General features: G+C 34.0%; 12 protein-coding genes. 7 read left to right on the forward strand and 5 right to left on the reverse strand.

Annotation, left to right across the window (positions count from 1 at the left end):
• The first annotated feature begins 302 nt into the window (after positions 1-302).
• Both fad_RS05085 and fad_RS05090 read left to right on the forward strand, forming a co-directional pair.
• Positions 303-2153, forward strand: coding sequence for a glycoside hydrolase family 15 protein (locus fad_RS05085; RefSeq protein ID WP_081142385.1), 1851 nt, complete (start codon positions 303-305; stop codon positions 2151-2153).
• A 424-nt stretch (positions 2154-2577) separates the two neighbouring features.
• Positions 2578-3738 carry an MFS transporter gene (locus fad_RS05090; RefSeq protein WP_081142387.1) on the forward strand — a complete coding sequence of 387 codons (1161 nt, stop codon included), beginning with the start codon at positions 2578-2580 and terminating at the stop codon, positions 3736-3738.
• A gap of 263 nt (positions 3739-4001) precedes the next feature.
• Here the strand turns inward: fad_RS05090 and fad_RS05095 are convergent, their stop codons facing one another.
• Entirely contained in the window at positions 4002-5078 is a 1077-nt protein-coding gene (locus fad_RS05095; protein ID WP_081142389.1) for a glucose 1-dehydrogenase, read from the reverse strand.
• Positions 5079-5123: 45 nt separating this feature from the next.
• A complete protein-coding gene (locus fad_RS05100; RefSeq protein ID WP_236940551.1) occupies positions 5124-6281 on the reverse strand; it encodes a mandelate racemase/muconate lactonizing enzyme family protein in 1158 nt (385 codons plus the stop codon).
• A 214-nt stretch (positions 6282-6495) separates the two neighbouring features.
• Here fad_RS05100 and fad_RS05105 point away from each other — a divergent pair, with 214 nt between their 5' ends.
• Complete coding sequence (locus tag fad_RS05105) at positions 6496-7269, forward strand: DODA-type extradiol aromatic ring-opening family dioxygenase (protein ID WP_081142393.1); 774 nt, start codon at positions 6496-6498, stop codon at positions 7267-7269.
• 146 nt (positions 7270-7415) lie between these two features.
• Here fad_RS05105 and fad_RS05110 read toward each other — a convergent pair whose 3' ends face one another.
• The gene (locus fad_RS05110) at positions 7416-7985 is read right to left on the reverse strand and encodes a DUF998 domain-containing protein (RefSeq protein WP_081142395.1); all 570 of its coding nucleotides are present in this window, start codon (positions 7983-7985) and stop codon (positions 7416-7418) included.
• A 250-nt stretch (positions 7986-8235) separates the two neighbouring features.
• Between fad_RS05110 and fad_RS05115 the strand changes: the two genes are divergently transcribed.
• Positions 8236-9417: an MFS transporter gene (locus fad_RS05115; RefSeq protein ID WP_081142397.1), complete on the forward strand. Its 1182-nt coding sequence runs from the start codon at positions 8236-8238 to the stop codon at positions 9415-9417.
• Between the two features lie 56 nt (positions 9418-9473).
• On the opposite strand, the gene fad_RS05120 is transcribed toward fad_RS05115, so the two are convergent.
• Together fad_RS05120 and fad_RS05125 are read right to left on the reverse strand one after the other, a co-directional pair.
• Positions 9474-10856 (reverse strand): RNA-guided endonuclease InsQ/TnpB family protein, encoded by a 1383-nt coding sequence (locus fad_RS05120; protein ID WP_081142399.1) that lies wholly within the window; start codon positions 10854-10856, stop codon positions 9474-9476.
• A gap of 176 nt (positions 10857-11032) precedes the next feature.
• Positions 11033-12250 (reverse strand): MFS transporter, encoded by a 1218-nt coding sequence (locus fad_RS05125; RefSeq protein WP_081142401.1) that lies wholly within the window; start codon positions 12248-12250, stop codon positions 11033-11035.
• Between the two features lie 212 nt (positions 12251-12462).
• Here fad_RS05125 and fad_RS05130 point away from each other — a divergent pair, with 212 nt between their 5' ends.
• The 3 genes from fad_RS05130 (at position 12463) to glnA (ending at position 18193) form a co-directional block, all read left to right on the forward strand.
• Positions 12463-14547 carry an FMN-binding glutamate synthase family protein gene (locus fad_RS05130; protein ID WP_081142403.1) on the forward strand — a complete coding sequence of 695 codons (2085 nt, stop codon included), beginning with the start codon at positions 12463-12465 and terminating at the stop codon, positions 14545-14547.
• Positions 14544-16439, forward strand: a complete 1896-nt coding sequence (locus fad_RS05135) for a class II glutamine amidotransferase (protein WP_081142405.1) — start codon at positions 14544-14546, stop codon at positions 16437-16439. Before fad_RS05130 ends, fad_RS05135 begins: the two co-directional genes overlap by 4 nt.
• Positions 16440-16867: 428 nt before the next feature.
• The gene (gene glnA, locus fad_RS05140; RefSeq protein WP_081142407.1) at positions 16868-18193 is read left to right on the forward strand and encodes a type I glutamate--ammonia ligase; all 1326 of its coding nucleotides are present in this window, start codon (positions 16868-16870) and stop codon (positions 18191-18193) included.
• Positions 18194-18234: the final 41 nt, after the last annotated feature.

The raw sequence follows: 18234 nt of genomic DNA on the forward strand, positions 1-18234 counted from the left end.
GTAAACGTTTCAATTACAAATAAGCATACACATAGCTCTGCCCGGTGGTTGTGAAACCACAAAGTTCAATTAATATTTCCTGATCATTGCTGTAATAAAGTTATGGTTAAAATCATTATACAAAGTTAAAGCCGAAAAAATATAATACATAAAAATTTAAAATAAGACTATAAATAATTATGACAGGATAAATACCAGAAGGTAAGTTTGCTTTTAAACGCAATTCAAAAACCTATCAATAAATCAACTCTATGAAAATATGGAAAGGATATCTATTAATATTTTTATTAAATTATCTATAAATGGTTGTTACTAGCAACGTTACGAATTCCCCTGAAGAAACAAATAATAATTATTTAAAAATTCAAAACCATGGCATAATATTCAATAACAGGACCGCTGCTTTGATAGGTGCTGATGGTACCATTGACTGGGCATGCTTTCCAAATTTTAATTCTGTACCAATTTTTGATTCCATATTAGATTATAAAAAGGGCGGCTATTTAATGTTGAAGCCATTGTGCAACACAACAATTAATCAATATTACGAGGAATTTACAAATATATTGATTACTGAATTCATAAAAGACAATAATATAATCTTGAAGTTAACTGATTTTTTGCCTGCATCAAAGTTTTCAACTACGAATTTTCCGGAAATACATAGATTTGTTGAAGCATTGGATGACGTCACCATAAAATTATATTTTAAACCGTCCTTTAACTATGGGCAGGAAATACCTTCTATTGAAAAAGATAAAAATGGGTACTTATTTCATAGAACAGAAAGGAATGTGGGAATATCAACAAATTTTAGGTTAAATAAAAATAAAACAATGGTTTACAATGATAATATAAAGTTAAACAAAGGTTCATTTCAGTGGATTGTAATATCAACAGACATTAACCATCTGAGCAACGTTGATGAGTACAAATCATATAAATTGCTGGAGTACACAAGAAATTACTGGAAAAATTGGTCGAATACTATTTATTATCAGGGATTGTATCACAAATATATTGTGAGATCGGCACTGGTACTGAAGGGTCTATTCTATGAACCCACTGGCATGATGGTAGCAGCCCCAACATCAAGTTTACCCGAATCCATTGGCGGTGAAAGAAACTGGGATTACCGGTTTACATGGATAAGGGATACTGCTTATGTGATAGAAGCATTATCACTGATCAGATTGAATGACGAGGCAACAAAATTTCTCTATGATTTACTGGATAGAATAAATAGGGACCAGAAACTAAGGACTATATATTCTATTGATGACTCAGATACTACCGATGAAAAGATAATAAATTATTCCGGATATATGAATTCGGGTCCGGTGCGTGTTGGCAATAAAGCAGTAGATCAATTACAACTGGATCAATTCGGTTCGATTATAAATGCAATTTACCAGTTTAATTTGGCTGGAGGTATGGTAACTATACAGTTATGGGATTTTGTTCTTTCCATATTAAATTCATTAAAACCAATTTGGAAGTATCCGGATTCATCAATATGGGAATTTAGAACGGAACCAAAGCAGTATGTTTATTCAAAAATTATATCCTGGACCGCATTTCATGAGGCAATAATAATGGGTAAAACATTAGGTTATTCTGCACCATATAATGAGTGGAAACAGATAGAAAATGAAATAAAAAATGATATATTGAAAAATGGTTTTAATAGCGAAATTAATTCATTCACACAGTATTATGGCTCAACTAACGTGGATGCTTCACTTCTCAGAATTCCATTAACAGATTTTCTACCGGTTAATGATTATAGAATAACGGGAACTTTAAAAAAAATAGAAACTGACTTAATGCATAATAATTACTTATTTAAAAGATATAATGAGGATGATGGATTAAAGGGGGACGATAATGCATTTTTATTGCTGTCATTCTGGTATATCGAAGACCTGATAAAAATGAAAAAAATAAAGGAAGCGAAAAACGCCCTGGAAACAGTATTAAATTTATCAAATCATTTAATGCTATTTTCTGAAGAAATTGATTTGCAAACACATGATTTCCTTGGAAATTTCCCTCAGGCAATTACACATCTAGGCGTCATAAGGGCCATTGTAAAATTAAATGAACAATTTTCCAATACACAGAAATCTCCCGTATTTAATCGTAAAAAATGAAATTAAGAAAAAGATAATAACTTAAACATGGAACAGTGATGGATATTATTATACTATAATTAGATTAAAAATTATTGCACATAATTTCATCGCAACATATGATACATAATCAGGAAGAAGCTAAGTAATATGAAGAATATTGCCAATTTTTACCATTTAATATTAAGATCACTATACATATAATATATTTACCAGAGATATTGAATTAATCCTCTCTATAATTCAGTATCAGTTGATACAAGACGTTAAGGCAATTCTATAACTATATAGTATCTGAAATACTTTTGGGAACATGGTAATTCTCACATTTAAATAGAATAACATTAGTATGTTTTTCCTATGCCATATATCGCATATTTAACCGTAACAATTATGGCACTGAGTCAACAAACAGTATATATTATGGAATTGAATCTCTGCGGACATGGCTGAAAGGAATGTTCCACTAATAACGGGCGCCTCTACTGTAAGAGGTTTTGGCTATTCATCAATATGGATTTATAGTTCCCTGTATATGCATGATATCCTGAAAATATCACTTCTATATGTTGGCATAATATTTACCGCCGGAGGCTTTATAGCAGCCCTTGTCAATATTTATGGAGGTGCAATATCTGACAGGGTAGGTCACAAGGAAACTATGATTTTCTCTTTTTCAATTTCAGTTGTTATATATGCAGTTCTAAGTTTTGTTCCTGGAGTTTCGCTCTCAGCTTTTCTGTATCCTGTTGCTTTTATAATGTTCATGATTGCAAATGCGATAATGTCTCCTGCTTCCAATGCACTTATATCGCGTTCTTCTGATATCCAGCTTAAAGGATTTTCTATACTGAGGGTTGGGAATAACATAGGATGGGGTTTTGGCCCTGCAATAGGTGGGTTTATTGAATCATTTGGAGGGTATCACCTGCTTTTTGTATTCGGGCTTATTATGGGCATAATTTCACTGGGAATTAGTCTGTTCCTAAGGAATGTAAAATATGATGAAAAAATTGGAAAGGTGCCATTGACTACCAGCAACACATGGCTTATCCAGTTATCTTTAATTGCACTTCTGCTTTTTGTTGTCCAGTCCCAGGAAACTGTTACACTTACCAATTATGCAACTATATTCAGATCTATTAAAATCTACCAGCTTGGAATAGTATACCTCACAAATGGGATATTTGTAATAGTATTGCAGGGATTCATATATAAAATTATCAGAAAAATAGGAAACTTTGCATCCTTCGCAATAGGGTCTTTCATTTATTCATTTGGCTTCTTTTCATATGCATTCGATACTGGAATTATAGGAATGATTATTTCCACAATTGTACTTACAATCGGAGAAGATTTTGCATTCCCTGTAGGATATTCCATGGTTTCGGCAGTTTCAAAACCGGAAAATATTGGGAAAAATATGGGAATATACAATGCGTTTTTAAGTGTCGGGAGAGCTATCGGACCAACCCTTGGAGGGGCGGCGTTTACAATTTTTACCATACCCTCCGAAATATGGCTTTTTACTACTTTTACCGGATTCGTGGCCTGCATAATATTTATCGTAAAATTCAGGAATGTTGAATCGCTAAAACATGTTTAAACTACGGGAAGCTGTAATAAGACATTCCCCGGAGCATATTATGTTATTTTCTACTTCTTCATTTTAATTTCAGTATTTTGATGCAGAAGCTTACAGCCAGGGGCCACTTACTGTAACCTATTATAGCTATTCCTGCTTAATTGCATTTAACACTAGAAACTATCACAGAAAAACACCTTGTGTACCTATAATCGATTCATAAATAATATCATCTACACTAATAAATAGGGAAATTATGGAAGTTGTCAATCAAATAGTTGGAATTAATCCCATAATATTCTGGTTTTTATTTCATCTTTAGATTTTTCAGTCAATGCAGTGGTTATTTTCTCCCTATCTGATATTTGAATTTCATCTGTTATCAATAGTTTTTCTATTCCCGGATACATAGATTTCCATTGCATTAAATGATCCGTTGCCATTTCAAAATGTGGCTTCTGACCGTTTATCAGCCCTACCATTGCAATTGATTTATAAACAAAATCCTGCAGCATATGGCTATTTATACTGAGTTCCCCCGACCTTATAAACCCGAATAATCCAAATATTCCATTGTTTTTGAGAAGGCCCATTGTTTCCGATATTACATCTGCAGAGGAACCTGATGCTTCTATTATTAAATCAAATGAATTATTTTCAAAATTATACCCGTTAGCTGAATTATAATATTTGATATCTGCTATATTAAATATTTTTGATTCCTTTTCATGTGCATATCTTCTGTTTGCTATTGTTACACTAAACCCATATGTTTTTAAAAGCAGTGAAAACAATATGCCTATTGTCCCTGTTCCTATTACCAGTGCATTGCGGCAGTGAAAGGTATTGTCATTGCATTTCCATATCATCCTTTTCTGTATATTGATAATCTCATCCATTGATTTTTCCAGATCAGCCAGTGGCTGGGCTAATATAGCCATATTTTTTATATCGGCAGGAACCCTCACTAAATATTTCTCATCATCGTATATATATTCACTCATAAACCCATTCATGCCTTTTATTCCTGCCTCAACAAAATTTCCCGTTTCACAGAAATCAGGCCTTCCAACCAGGCAATTCAGACATTTCCCACATCCCCTCCTGTTTACAGGCATTACTATATCTCCTTTTTTGAATATATTTCCATCCTCCACCACAGTGCCTATGGCTTCGTGCCCTAAAATCAGATAATCGGATTGGGGTGGCAGAGCTGCGGAATTCAACTGCCCTTTTACTATTTCCCTATCAGTGCCACATATGCCATTTTCCAGAATTTTTATTTTAATTCCATTACTTTTATAATTTAAATTTTGAAAAGTTATTCCTGCTTCAGGCGGTTTTACCGTTATTGCTTGCATAAATAAATGATTATATAGTACATATAAAATCTTTCGAAGGAGAATTTATTTAAAACCTCTCTTTTCCCAACCTTCTGAGAATAGGTTAAAATCAGTATCGTTTTCGTCTGCAATATAATTATTAATTTTATCCTTAAGATTTATTCCTATTCCGGGTTTTTCGGGCAGTTCCACATATCCGTTTTTAACTTCAGGTACAGTATCAACTATATCGCCAATCCAGGCAGGATATGCAAATTCATCAAACATTTCCTGTATTTTCAGGTTATTCATCAAAGCATCTATATTCAGGGTTGTAAATGTATTCAATGGGCCTTCAGCCTGATGTGGTGCTATTGAAATGTTGTTGGCCTCTGCCATTGCGCCTATTTTCAGCAATTCTATGATGCCACCTGTATTTATCAGGTCTGGCTGTGCTATGCTGATAGAATTTGATTTAAATAATTGCGTAAAATCATACGATGTTATCAACCTTTCACCTGCAGCAATTGGAATTTTTAAGAACTTTGACAGCATAGCCATGCCGTCGATATCCTCGGGTATAACAGGTTCTTCAAACCACTCAATATTAGGATATTTTTCAAGTTCCTTGCCTATTTTCATGGCTGTAGACCTGTTAAATCTCCCGTGCCCCTCAATCAGCATTTCAGTGTTATCTCCAACAACACCGTGGACAATCTGTATTATTTCCATAGATTTTTTAAATTCGTCGTATTCTAAGAATCCAGAACCACCACCAAATGGGTCAAACTTTAAAGCCTTATAGCCTTTATTTATCACCTTCCTGGCTTCTTTCCCCCAGTCTTCAATGTTATTTATATTTGTATACCAGCCATTTGCATACACCTTTATTTTGTTTCTAACAGGGCCACCGAACAGATTGTAAATTGTAGAGCCAAAATGCTTGCCTATCAAATCGAAACATGCAGATTCAACACCGCTGATCAGTGACATATTTACTATGTCCCGGTTCCTGTTAAAGGATGATGTAAACCATTCATTTACCAATTCCCTCACTTTAAATGGGTCTTTATTTACAATAAATTTTTTAATGTCTTTTATATGGTTAACCACTGCAAACTGGCTGTTGTATACAGTTGCCTCTCCATAGCCATTTTCCCCATTGTCAGTTATGATTTCTATAAAAACCCATTTTTTCCATGTGTTTTTTATTATATAAGATTTTAAATCAACAATTTTCATATTTTTATAGTAATAGTTAGAATAAGTATTTTGTGATTGAATCGAAAATTGGTTCATTACTTTAATGCGTGATTGTTCTGATTTCCTGCTGGTGTTTTCTTAATATTCCATCCTTCGGCAGTCCTGATATTTTACCACCTTTGTTACTATTGAATTGGGATCTATCCAATTAATAACCGGTATAATAATAAATAATAGCATTATATTATACAGTATGGTTCTCAACAATATTTATATGATTCCACATGGAGATGAACTTATAGATATACCGGACGAAGATAGCAGGAAATTAAGCAATGCCTTGAAAGAACTTACCGAAAATGACAGCTCAGATGTGCTGGTCATCCTCTCGCCCCACGGCGTAAATCTTTCAAAAAATATAGCTGTTGTGAATACAGAATACTTTAAGGCTGATACACAATTAAAGAATACATATCTTGATTTTAAAGTGCAGAATGAGAGAAAACTTACTGAAGATATCATAAAATCCACCCGGGACACAACAGAAGAATTAAGATTTATAACATATTCAGGGGATATTTCGGTATTTCCCCTTGATTTTGGTTCAAGCATACCACTTTCTTTCTTCAAGCAGAGAAATATAGTACTTATCGGGCAGTCAAGGATTAATGACAGAGGTAGATTAATAAACTTTGGAAAATCACTTTACAATACTGTTCAGGCATACAATAAGAAAGTGAGCATAATAATAAGTGCAGATCAGGCTCATACACACTCGGATAAGGGGCCATATGGATACTCGCAGAATGCAGAAAAGTATGAAAATACCGTAAAACATTGCTTCGAAACAGGATCTTTTGAGGCTTTATATAAAATTGAACAGGAAATTATAGATACAGGAAAACCTGACAGTTTCTGGAATCTTATGGTAATGTATGGAATATTGCAGGCATCTGGAAGGAAAATGAGGCTTGATTACCATTATGTTGAAATTTATTTTGGCATGATGCTTGCCCATTCTATTTAGAATTTTTGCAACATGGTATGTGCCATGGAAGTATTATATATATTCATAATTAAATATGAATTTACTTTTCGCTATTCAATATACTAAAAATGATATTTATTTAAAGGTGGGTGGAAATATGCTAGCCTGGATCAACATAAATAATTTCAGTCTTCCCCATACTTTGCAACTATCCATCCTCCGAACCCTAAAGCCCATAAAATATCTGGATACACTATGAGCCTTTCCATTCCACCTACCCCCAATCCAAGGTAAATTCCCGTAGCATAAAGAACCAGGGCAATCAGAGCTATTGTTCCCAGAATAGCCCAGAAAACCGATATAATGTTCTTTAATCTCCATAGTATAAAGTATGTTGCAATTGAAGCCATAAAGAAAACCAGAAGAGAAGAATAAAGATGTATAGCCCCGGTGGTTTCTGGAAATATTCCCACGCCCATAGCTCCGATGCCTGCCAGAATAAGAACAATGCGCAAAGGTTTTGAGAACTTTAGCAGAAAGGCAGCAGAAATAATTATTGCAATTCCCAGTAGAACAATAGATGTATTGAATATATATGCCGTGCTTCCAACTCCGAGGTCGCTGATATAATTATTAGCAACGCTGTAGTGAGGGTATAAAGCCTCCGCAATTAGCACCAGTAGAAAAAACTGGGCAGCGCCTGCAAATAACACAAGCCCGGATATTTTCATAGCTGTCTTATCTGAAATTTTCATTAATATTTAACCATAGTAAGTATAAAAATTTACCTATTGTCTATAAAACGCCTGTTAATCACATGGAACTGCAATAAAAAGAGAAAATACATTCCCCAAATCCCTGATATTATGCATTTATACAAAGTTGGTATACTTCATGTTTTACAATCAAATTTATTGATAACAGATGGTTATATTTATACATAATTATGTTGTAGAAACCCTGGAATGACCTAAATTTTATTAACGATTTGTAAATTAATAATATATGCGCGTGTTTTCCAATAATAAAAATAATAACATAATCCTATATATCACAATAGTAATTGTAATAACTTTTTCCACCCGGATAAACAATAATTTAATACTTACTACAATACCGTTAATTTCTAAATATTACCTGAATTTCAACAGCGTAGAAATTGGAATACTGGGAGCACTGGCAGTAGGAAGCGCGGGAATAATGAGTGCTCTTATAAATTCAAAATTGTGCAGTGAAAACAGAAGGAAATTATTTATTACATCGATTATAATTTATTTAATATTTTTGCCTTTATTTTATTTTTCAAATCGCTACAGTATATGGGTTTTTGTTATAATATCTGGATTTTTTTTCGGAACTGTTATGCCCAATATAATAAGCTCTACCGGAACAATAAAGGATAAAAAAATAAGGGAAAGAACGCTGGCATTATACACACTGTCTTTAAGTACAAGCTTAATAGCAGGGCCTTTATTGGAATCATACCTGTTGTTATATTTTAATTTATACCAGCTGTTTTTATTTTTTATACCTTTCGGTATTCTAGCAGTTGCGTTATCGTTTAAAATCAAATTTCCAGAAGAAAATAGAAATGAAAGAAAAAAGAAAATAAATGTTTTTAAAAATAAAGGATTTCAATTATCAATTTTCAATAATATTTCATATGACACCCCGTTTGCATTAATCCTGACATTCGGTGGTATTTTTGCGAAGGCAGAATTCAATGCTCCCTATTCATTTATCGAGATATTACTCGCAGGTTTCTTTGCCTTATCATTTATTTCAAGGCTTATTTTATCATATAAACATTTAAAAAAATTATATTTTACCACTATAATTTCAATTTCAATAACAATCATCGGATTAATAATGATATATTTTTCAAATAATTTAATTGTTTATTTTATTATCATATGTTTTCTCGGAATACCACATGGCCTAACATATCCCACATCCCTTACCGCATTATCGAGGTCATTTGATGAAGATGAAATATCTATAGCCAATACATATTTTTATGCAATAATGATGTTAATTGCTGTTATTGTGCCATCAATTTCAGGATTAATGGTATATACAATAGGTTTAAGGGATACTTTTCTATTTTTTGCTTTTCCGGTTATAGTATTATTTTTTATTATAATATATGATTACAAAAAAATTCCTGGAATCAATGGCCAGTCATGATATGAAATTGTTACCTGATTTCTATTGATTGATCGTAACTATTATTGTGAACTACCTCATGCTAAAGCATATAGGCTTCCTGCTTCATTGACCATGCTTAACTTCACATAGGGGCTTACATTAGGCCCTTCAAAGCCAGAGGCAATAATCTCCACAGGCGTTAGTTCCCTACGCTCCATAGGTACATTTAAATTTATATTATATTTCTTAAAATAATTATTTAATTTTCTATTTTTAATTTTTAATAATTCATTTAATTTTATTATTCCATAATACATATCATTTAATGCAGAATTATAATCCCTATCTATAATAAAACCACAATTAGGGCAATTGTATATTCTTTCATCTAATTTTATATTATATTTATTATGGCAATTAGAGCATTCCTTTGTAGTAGAAATAAAACGATCTATAAGTATAAGTGTTGATGCCTTATGTTTAAGTGCATCTATTATCCCACCTATACCTGTAGACTCTATCCTTTTACCAAAGAGATGCTTCCATCCTCTTATATTGTCATTCTGTGTTACTACTATATCATAATTGGATGTCAGATAATGGGTTATTTTGTTAATAGTGTCTTTTCTTTTGTTCGTTGTCTTATTCTGTTCTCTGTTTAATTTATTTTTGTTTTTATAATAATTCTTGGATTGCTCTCTACTGAGTTTTTTAGTTCCTTCTACATATTTAGCTTTTCTTGACAATGACCTCTGCAATCTTATTTCTTTTTTGGATTTTGGTATATTATAGTTTAATATTAAGCCATTAGAGCATGTTAACTGGTTCTTTATTCCTAAGTCAAATGATAATATTTTTTGATTATTAACAGGTTTTTCTAAAATGTATTTATTTTTGTATGCTGTTATGTAAATATAATAATTATTGTTTTTATTGATTAACAATGCACTTGCCGGTTCATAATAGCATTCTAAGTTATCTAAGCCATTTACTTTTAATAACTGCTTTATATTCTGTATTTTAATATAATTATTATTTATTATTTTATATGTTATAGTATATTGATTCAATGGTATTGATGTTATAAATGATTTAAACTTCAATTTTCCAACTTTAGAGCCCTTTTCTTTTAATTTATGCAATCCTCTTATATTGTCCATTGCCCTGTTAATAATTTCCTCCTTCATCTGTGATGATAAATATTTTAATTTCCTTGTTTCATAATGGTCTTTAACATATACATTTACATTCTTTATTTTAGGATCTATATTAAAAATATCATTGTTGAATTCTTTGTCTAAAATATAATTATATAGCCATTTAGCTTCTAAAAAGATTGTGTTTAATGCCTTTATAGTATTATTATTTAATTTATCATTGTCTATTTTTAGTTTAAGTATTATTACATCCTGTGTTTTTCTTCTTTCTCTTGTTATTCTTAATGAATTTTTAATTTTATTTCTCTTTGTTTCTATCATACTTTCTTCTATTAATTTTATTATATCAATTCAATATATAAATTATTTCCATTTATTTCTTTATTTCCAGAAATTCATCCACATCGTAAACTCAGTGGCTTTCCTTCTGGTAGATGGATTTGTAAATTTATTACAATTTACAAAATATTAATGGCCTCCCTGCAATTTAAAGATAATTATTGCGTTACCGGTGTGTTTTTAATTGCTCTATTGTCCTTTATATTAAAGAATACGGATGTTAACAGCAATAGCCCCATTGGTACTGCCGTCAAATATATAGCTATTCTTATGCTGTATATTGTTGAAATTATCCCGAATACAAAGGGTATTAGAAATATTATAACATCCATTATCAATATAAAAACCGAATAAACAACATTAAGGTCTTCCAGTTCCACACTTGATGCGATATAATAGCTTGCTGTTGGGTATATTGAACCATGTGGAAATCCAAGTATTAACAATGACCCTATGAACATTATTATGCCTGCATCAATACCCAGTAGCAAATATCCTATAATTGTTGCAGCGAATGATGCATACATTAAGATTTCATGGTTTTTAACATTTTTAACCGATAATACGAGCCTTGTCAGGAAGGAAACGATATAGAATAAAGCCAGAAGATAGAAGAAAATATCAGGATTTATGCCATTATATTCTTTTCCCATAAGTGACCCATAGGTTATCAGCAAAATAAATGGAAATGCATAGGCTATATTGCCGAACAGGGCAAACAACACTTTTCCCTGTTTTAATGAATGGGATGCCTTGCCCAGTATTTCTTTAAATGTTAATCTATTTTTCCTCTTCATATTCATCTTTATTCTTGTTGATAGGGTAAACATCAATACAGTGGAAAGTAGAGATATGAATAAAAATATTAAAAATGCATATCTGACATTTATTGATGATGTTATTAATCCTTCCATAACAACCCCGAATATTAAGCTCAATGACAGTGATGCTGTATACGCTGCTATGTACTTGTCTCTTTTACCCGGCGGGGCAATAACGTTTGTTACCGTCATTAATAGAGGCTGTACAACTCCCATGGATAACCCGGTTACTGTTGATAAAATCAATACCTCGTATATATTATTGGATAACAGGTAAAAGAATATGCCCACTGTCATTATTAAAAGTAATAATGCTATAGTCCTTGGTGTTTTTTCTATATTAATTCTCCCGTTGATCAGGACATTGGCAACCATTGCCCCTATGCCGTATAAGGTTGCAGTTAAGCCCACAAAGAATACATCTGCATTTATAACATATTTAGTAAATACAGGAACGACTGTCATAAGCATGTTGGTTGAAGTCCTCATGGTGAATGCTACAGATAGCAACATTATCAGATTTATTAAAAGTAGTTTATTGTTAGTATTATTCATTAATAAAGTAATTACATATTAATATTTAATTTTTTAAAAATACAGTAAACACGTCTATATCAATTTTAATAATACATAGCCATGGCACGTAACCTGCCACAGGAAATACAATAGTGGAAACAAATTACATCCAGTAATTATTTTTGTATTAAAGTTATTACTCTTTGATAATAATAAAATACTTATAGATAGATAGTATCATTCATGTATATATGGACAATACTATATCAAAATTTATTGAATTGCCCGTGCAAAAAAGAGTTGATTTCTGGTCTCCTCAGAAAATAGGGCATATTAGAAAATTATCAGGCAGTGGAATAGCTTCTGAAATATTTGTTGAAAATAATGAGAGTCTGAGAATACTTGATAACATTGTTTTCAGAGAGAATAAATCCCATGCTATTCCGAACATGGACATGCAAACAGATACTATGCTTGCCGGCATGAAACTATCCGTTCCGGTATACCTCGGAGATATGTCATACGGTGCGTTAAGCGGAAATCCTAATATTGCAATTGCAAAGGCAGCTGAAATCACGGAAACCATGGCAGGTACTGGAGAGGGCGGATTGTATGGGTCAGTTTCCGGTTCAAAAAGAATATTTGTCCAGTGGGCATCCGCACGTTTTGGTGTTAGCGCGGGCTCCCTTAACCAGGGTGCATCTATAGTAATAAAAATAGGGCAGGGGGCGAAACCCGGAATAGGAGGGCACCTTCCTGGAAGCAAGGTAACGCATAATATATCGCTGGCAAGAAAAATACCTGAGAATATGGATGCAATATCACCGGCACCACACCATGATATATATTCAATAGAAGACCTGACACAGAGAATAGAAGCATTAAAAATATTATCTGATAAGCCTGTATTTGTAAAGGTTGCAGCAACCAATTACATACCGTATATAGTTACGGGAATTGCAAGATCAGGTGCTGCAGGAGTTATAATCGATGGACATGGGGCAGGAACAGGAGCAGCCCCTGTTGCAGTCAGGGACAATATGGGCATACCTGTGGAACTTGCAGTAGCTTCCGCTGATTCTATATTGAAAAAGGAAAACCTCAGAAAAAATTTTACCATTATAGCAGCAGGAAGAGTGTCAAATTCCACAGATGCCATGAAACTTTACGCGCTGGGTGCGGACGTTGTTAGCCTTGGCACATCTATTCTCATAGCAATGGGATGCATAATGGTAAAGAAATGTAATTTAGGCTATTGCCCGGTTGCATTGACTAACAGGACAGATAGCAGCAAATCCCTGGATATTGATTTTGCAGTAAACCGTGTTGTGAACTTCATAAATGGGTTCAGAAGTGAAATGGCTGAAATGATGGGAAAACTGGGGATAAACAGCATGAAAGAACTTACCGGCAATAGGGATTTGCTGGAAGCCAGAAATCTTTCCGGAGAAACCATGGAATTGCTTGGAATAAGGTACGGAAATCCTGTAGACCTGGATCCTATACAGGGAAATTTTGAATATGACATAAAATATCTAAATAGCCTCATAAATAAGGGGGAACCTGTAATGAGCAGCATGGGAAGCAACGCGCCTCCAGAGGTTGATAAACCTGCCAGAATAATAGACTGGCTAAGGCTGGACGGTGCCCAGGTTACAAGGCCCTCCATAGATCCTTACAGAGAAAACATAAACCTGGATTTTTATTTATCAGGAGGAGATCTTGTTATTTCAATGCCCGTAATAATAAATGTCAATGGTGCTGATAAAAATGTAATGGAGGCACTGGAATGGGCTTCATTGTTTATAGGTTCAGTTACAATAGATTATAATCCTGAGATGGACAATCCCGAAATAAATTTTCATGGGACACATTCTGGAAAACACCGGTATTCATTTATAGCCTCGGGAGAAAACCTTGATCGCAATGCGGGTGGCTTTATTCTGGAGGAGGACAGGTATACAGAGCTTAAAATCACAGAAATTAATGATATACTGGGAAAAGAAGGAATACGAGAAAACTATGATTTAATCCTGGAGGTCTCCAGATTCAGGAATTCTGGTGACATTATCAAGTACCTCGCCCTCGGGTGTGATTCTGTTATATTATCTTCAAAGATATTCGAAAGTGGGCTTGAAAATAATTATTCTAATCTAAATGAAAAGGCATTAAATTTTTTAATGGGAATAAGGAAAGAACTTGCCCTGTTATCCGGGGCCATGGGTATATCAAATCTTCAATATTCAATTGTAGGGAATAAAGAGCTCTTAAGGTCTGTTAACCTTGATAGTAATATAGGTAAAGCTATCAATATACAGGAGGGTGGAAGCAGATGAATTATATACCATCCAGCTGTGGCCTTTTTGGAATAATGAGGAAAAATGGCAGGGAAAAAATACCCGGAACTATTCCGGTAAAATGCCTGAATTCAATACGGTACCGTGGCAGCGACAAGGGTTCCGGCTATGCATCTTTTAATGTTAACCATAACAACAATTACAGCATAAACGTGTTTTATGAAGAGGATGAACATAAATTAAGGTCGTTGCTGGAACAGAATGGCTTTGGCATAAATAAAATGGAAGTCAGGAATGGAAATAACATAAAAAGCTATTGCTATGATGTTTCCATTGGAGATATGAGTTCCATAGACAATGTTAACGATGTTTTATGGAAGGAGGGAACAGGCCGGATTTACAGTTCAGGCACATCACTTGATATTTTTAAGGGCATAGGATATCCAGATGATGTGGGAAAAGAATATTCAATAGAATCAAAGGAAGCTGACATGTGGCTCGCACATACAAGGCAGCCAACAAACTCACCGGGCTCTCTCCCATACTGGTCACATCCATTTTCTTCATTTAACATAGCTATAGTACATAATGGTGATATCAGTTCATTTGGCGCCAACAGGGAATTTCTGAAATCAAAAGGTGTTAATAGTTTCGTGGGAACTGACAGCGAAGTTATAGCTTATATTTTCAGGGAATTATTGAAGCAGTATGATTTAATCACAACAGTAAAAATCATGGCAGGGAAAATTGAAGATTCCAGTATGAAATATAAAAACAGGGGAGCTGTCCTTGATGGGCCATACACACTTGTTATAGGCTATGATGATGGCAATGACCTGTATATGATTTGCATTGCAGACCGTACAAAATTAAGGCCTGCAATACTTGGTGAGGATGATGGCAATTTCTTTATAGCCAGTGAAGAAAGCCAGATCAGGCTTATTAGCCCGAATGCTAGAATATGGACACTGGAACCCGACTCTTATTTTATAGCATCCTTTAACCGCGGCATTATAAGTCCCGGGAGAAAGGGCATTGAGAATAGGAATAAAATCAATATTCCTGATTCTTTTCAGATTGATGCAAGGGCAATAGAATACAACAGGCTTAACCAGGCTATATTAAAAGGAGATCAGGCCATAACAATAAATAATGTTGCCGGGCACAGGTATATAGGAATAAATTTTCCTGATTCAGAGAAAGATATAACTATTTATGGAACACCGGGAAATTGCTTTATGAATCTTAACGAAAACAATAGTTCTACAATTTATGGTAATGTTGCGGATGATTGCTGTGATTCTATGGGGGGAGGAATGGTAAAAATCTACGGGGATGCAGGAGATATTCTATGCCAGGCATTAAATGGAGGGAAAGTTTATGTGCTCGGCAATGCTGGCAATAGGGCATGCATACAGATGCGTGAATACGTGGACAAATCTACTGTAGTTGTAATTAACGGAAAATTTGATGATTATCTCGGTGAATATATGTCCGGTGGCACTTTGCTGGTTCTTTCCAACAGTGACAGAAATTTTGGGAGGTATATAGGATCCGGAATGATAGGGGGGACTATCTTTATAAGGGGAAAGGTTAACAGCAGGAACATAGGCATTCAACCTCCTGAAACTGCTGTAAATGGAATGTTAAATGCACTCAGGAAATCAGAATTGATCACAGATAAAGAGTATCATAAATTAAAGGGAATGAGTTTTATAGACATGATTAAGTTTCTTCCATCCGATTCCAGAAAATTTGTAAGAAAATTTTATTCAGGGCACGAATTGCCTGAATACGAATACCGTTATTTGAATAGTCAGGAAAAAATAAAATTAAATAGTATTGTGAATGAATTTGATACCGAAATGGGAACACATAGTACAGAATTTCTGGGTGATAAATTTACAATAATAATGCCGGGAAATTATTGAGTTATAATATCCTCTTTTATTACTTCTATTTCCCTTGAGGCCTATATATGACATATTGTTTTCTTTCTGTGCTTCCGAATTTGACAGGATTTAATCTTTCTACCTTATTGCAGGGAATTATAATTTTTACATTTTAATTCTATCTAATGTTTCAATCTATCTTCTATGAACAACTACATCTTAACCATAATAAAAATGTCAGTAATCGCATAAAATTCCATAACACACTACCTTTTCAAGTTGTCATTTTGTTCATATTCTGGTATTCATATTTAAATCAGTTGCGTGAAACATGAACATAGATCAGTGCCATTTAAAATACAGATACAGCATTTCCGTCAATTTAATGTAAGATACAGATTTTAAGCAAAATCATTTATCCGGATTATCCCCGTAAAAGTATTTATTGCCTGTTTGCATTAGGTGATATGCAGGATGAAGAGTCCTTTATTGAAAAGTTAAAGAAAGATGAAGTTGAATTTTTGCAACTGCAATTTACAGATATTTCTGGCTCAGTTAAATCATTGACCATACCACATAACAGGTTTGAGGATGTTATTTACAATGGCGTTATGTTTGATGGCAGTTCCATTGTTGGATACAAACAGATAGAGGATTCTGATATGAAGGCAGTACCGGAATTATCATCCTATACCATTCTAACCAATGAGAACTATGCAGGGAAAACTGCAAGGTTTGTGTGCAAGATATTCAATTCAGATGGCACAAGGTTTGAGGGAGATCCAAGGTATATACTGGAAAAGCAGGTTGAGAGGCTTACTAAGGAAAACAAGACATACTATTTAGGCCCTGAACTTGAATATTTCCTTTTCAAGCAGGATGAGAATGGTGAGCCAACAATAGAGCCAAGCGATTATGGGGGATATTTTGACAAAGAACCTCTTGATAAGGCATTCACAGTAAAGCAGGAGATAATAAGGAAGCTTGAAGGCCTCCATTACTATCCTGAGGCATCACACCATGAGGTAGCATACAGCCAGCATGAGATAGATGTAAAGTATTCAGATGCTATTACAATGGCTGATAGAATAATTATGATAAAAAGCGTTGTAAAGGAAACTGCCAATGAATATGGATATTATGCAACATTTATGCCAAAGCCTGTAAAGGGTGTAAATGGGAATGGAATGCATGTGCACCAGAGCATATTCTCAGGTGATGAAAACCTTTTCTACAATGAGTCCAATAAGTATGGATTGAGCGACTATGCAATGCATTACCTTGGTGGAATATTGCATAATGTAGCAGATGCATCACTTGTCCTTGCATCAACTGTAAATTCCTATAAAAGATTGGTACCGGGCTATGAAGCGCCTGTATACATTGCATGGGCAAACAGGAACAGGAGTGCACTTGTGAGAATACCTGCTGCACCACCAAAGGGAAAGAGAATGGAGTTAAGGTTCCCTGATGCTGCTGGAAACCAGTATCTGCAATTTGCTGCAATACTTGGCATGGGGCTTGATGGTATAGAAAATAAAACCAATCCCCCTGAAGCAATGGAGAAAAATATATTTGAAATGGATCTGGCAGAAAGGCAGAAGAATGGGATAAAGTCAATGCCCGGTTCACTTGGCCAGGCTATAGAATCATTCCGCAACAGTGAATTGATGAAGAAAATATTCGGTGAATCTGTATTCAATAATCTGCTGCGCATCAAAGAAAATGAATGGAACGAGTTCAGGTCAGAGGTCACGGACTGGGAGATTAATAAGTACCTTGATATCTATTAATCTTTTTAATTATTCCGAATAACCATTTCAATATTCAGGGA

This window comes from Ferroplasma acidiphilum, assembly GCF_002078355.1.
Classification (GTDB): domain Archaea; phylum Thermoplasmatota; class Thermoplasmata; order Thermoplasmatales; family Thermoplasmataceae; genus Ferroplasma; species Ferroplasma acidiphilum.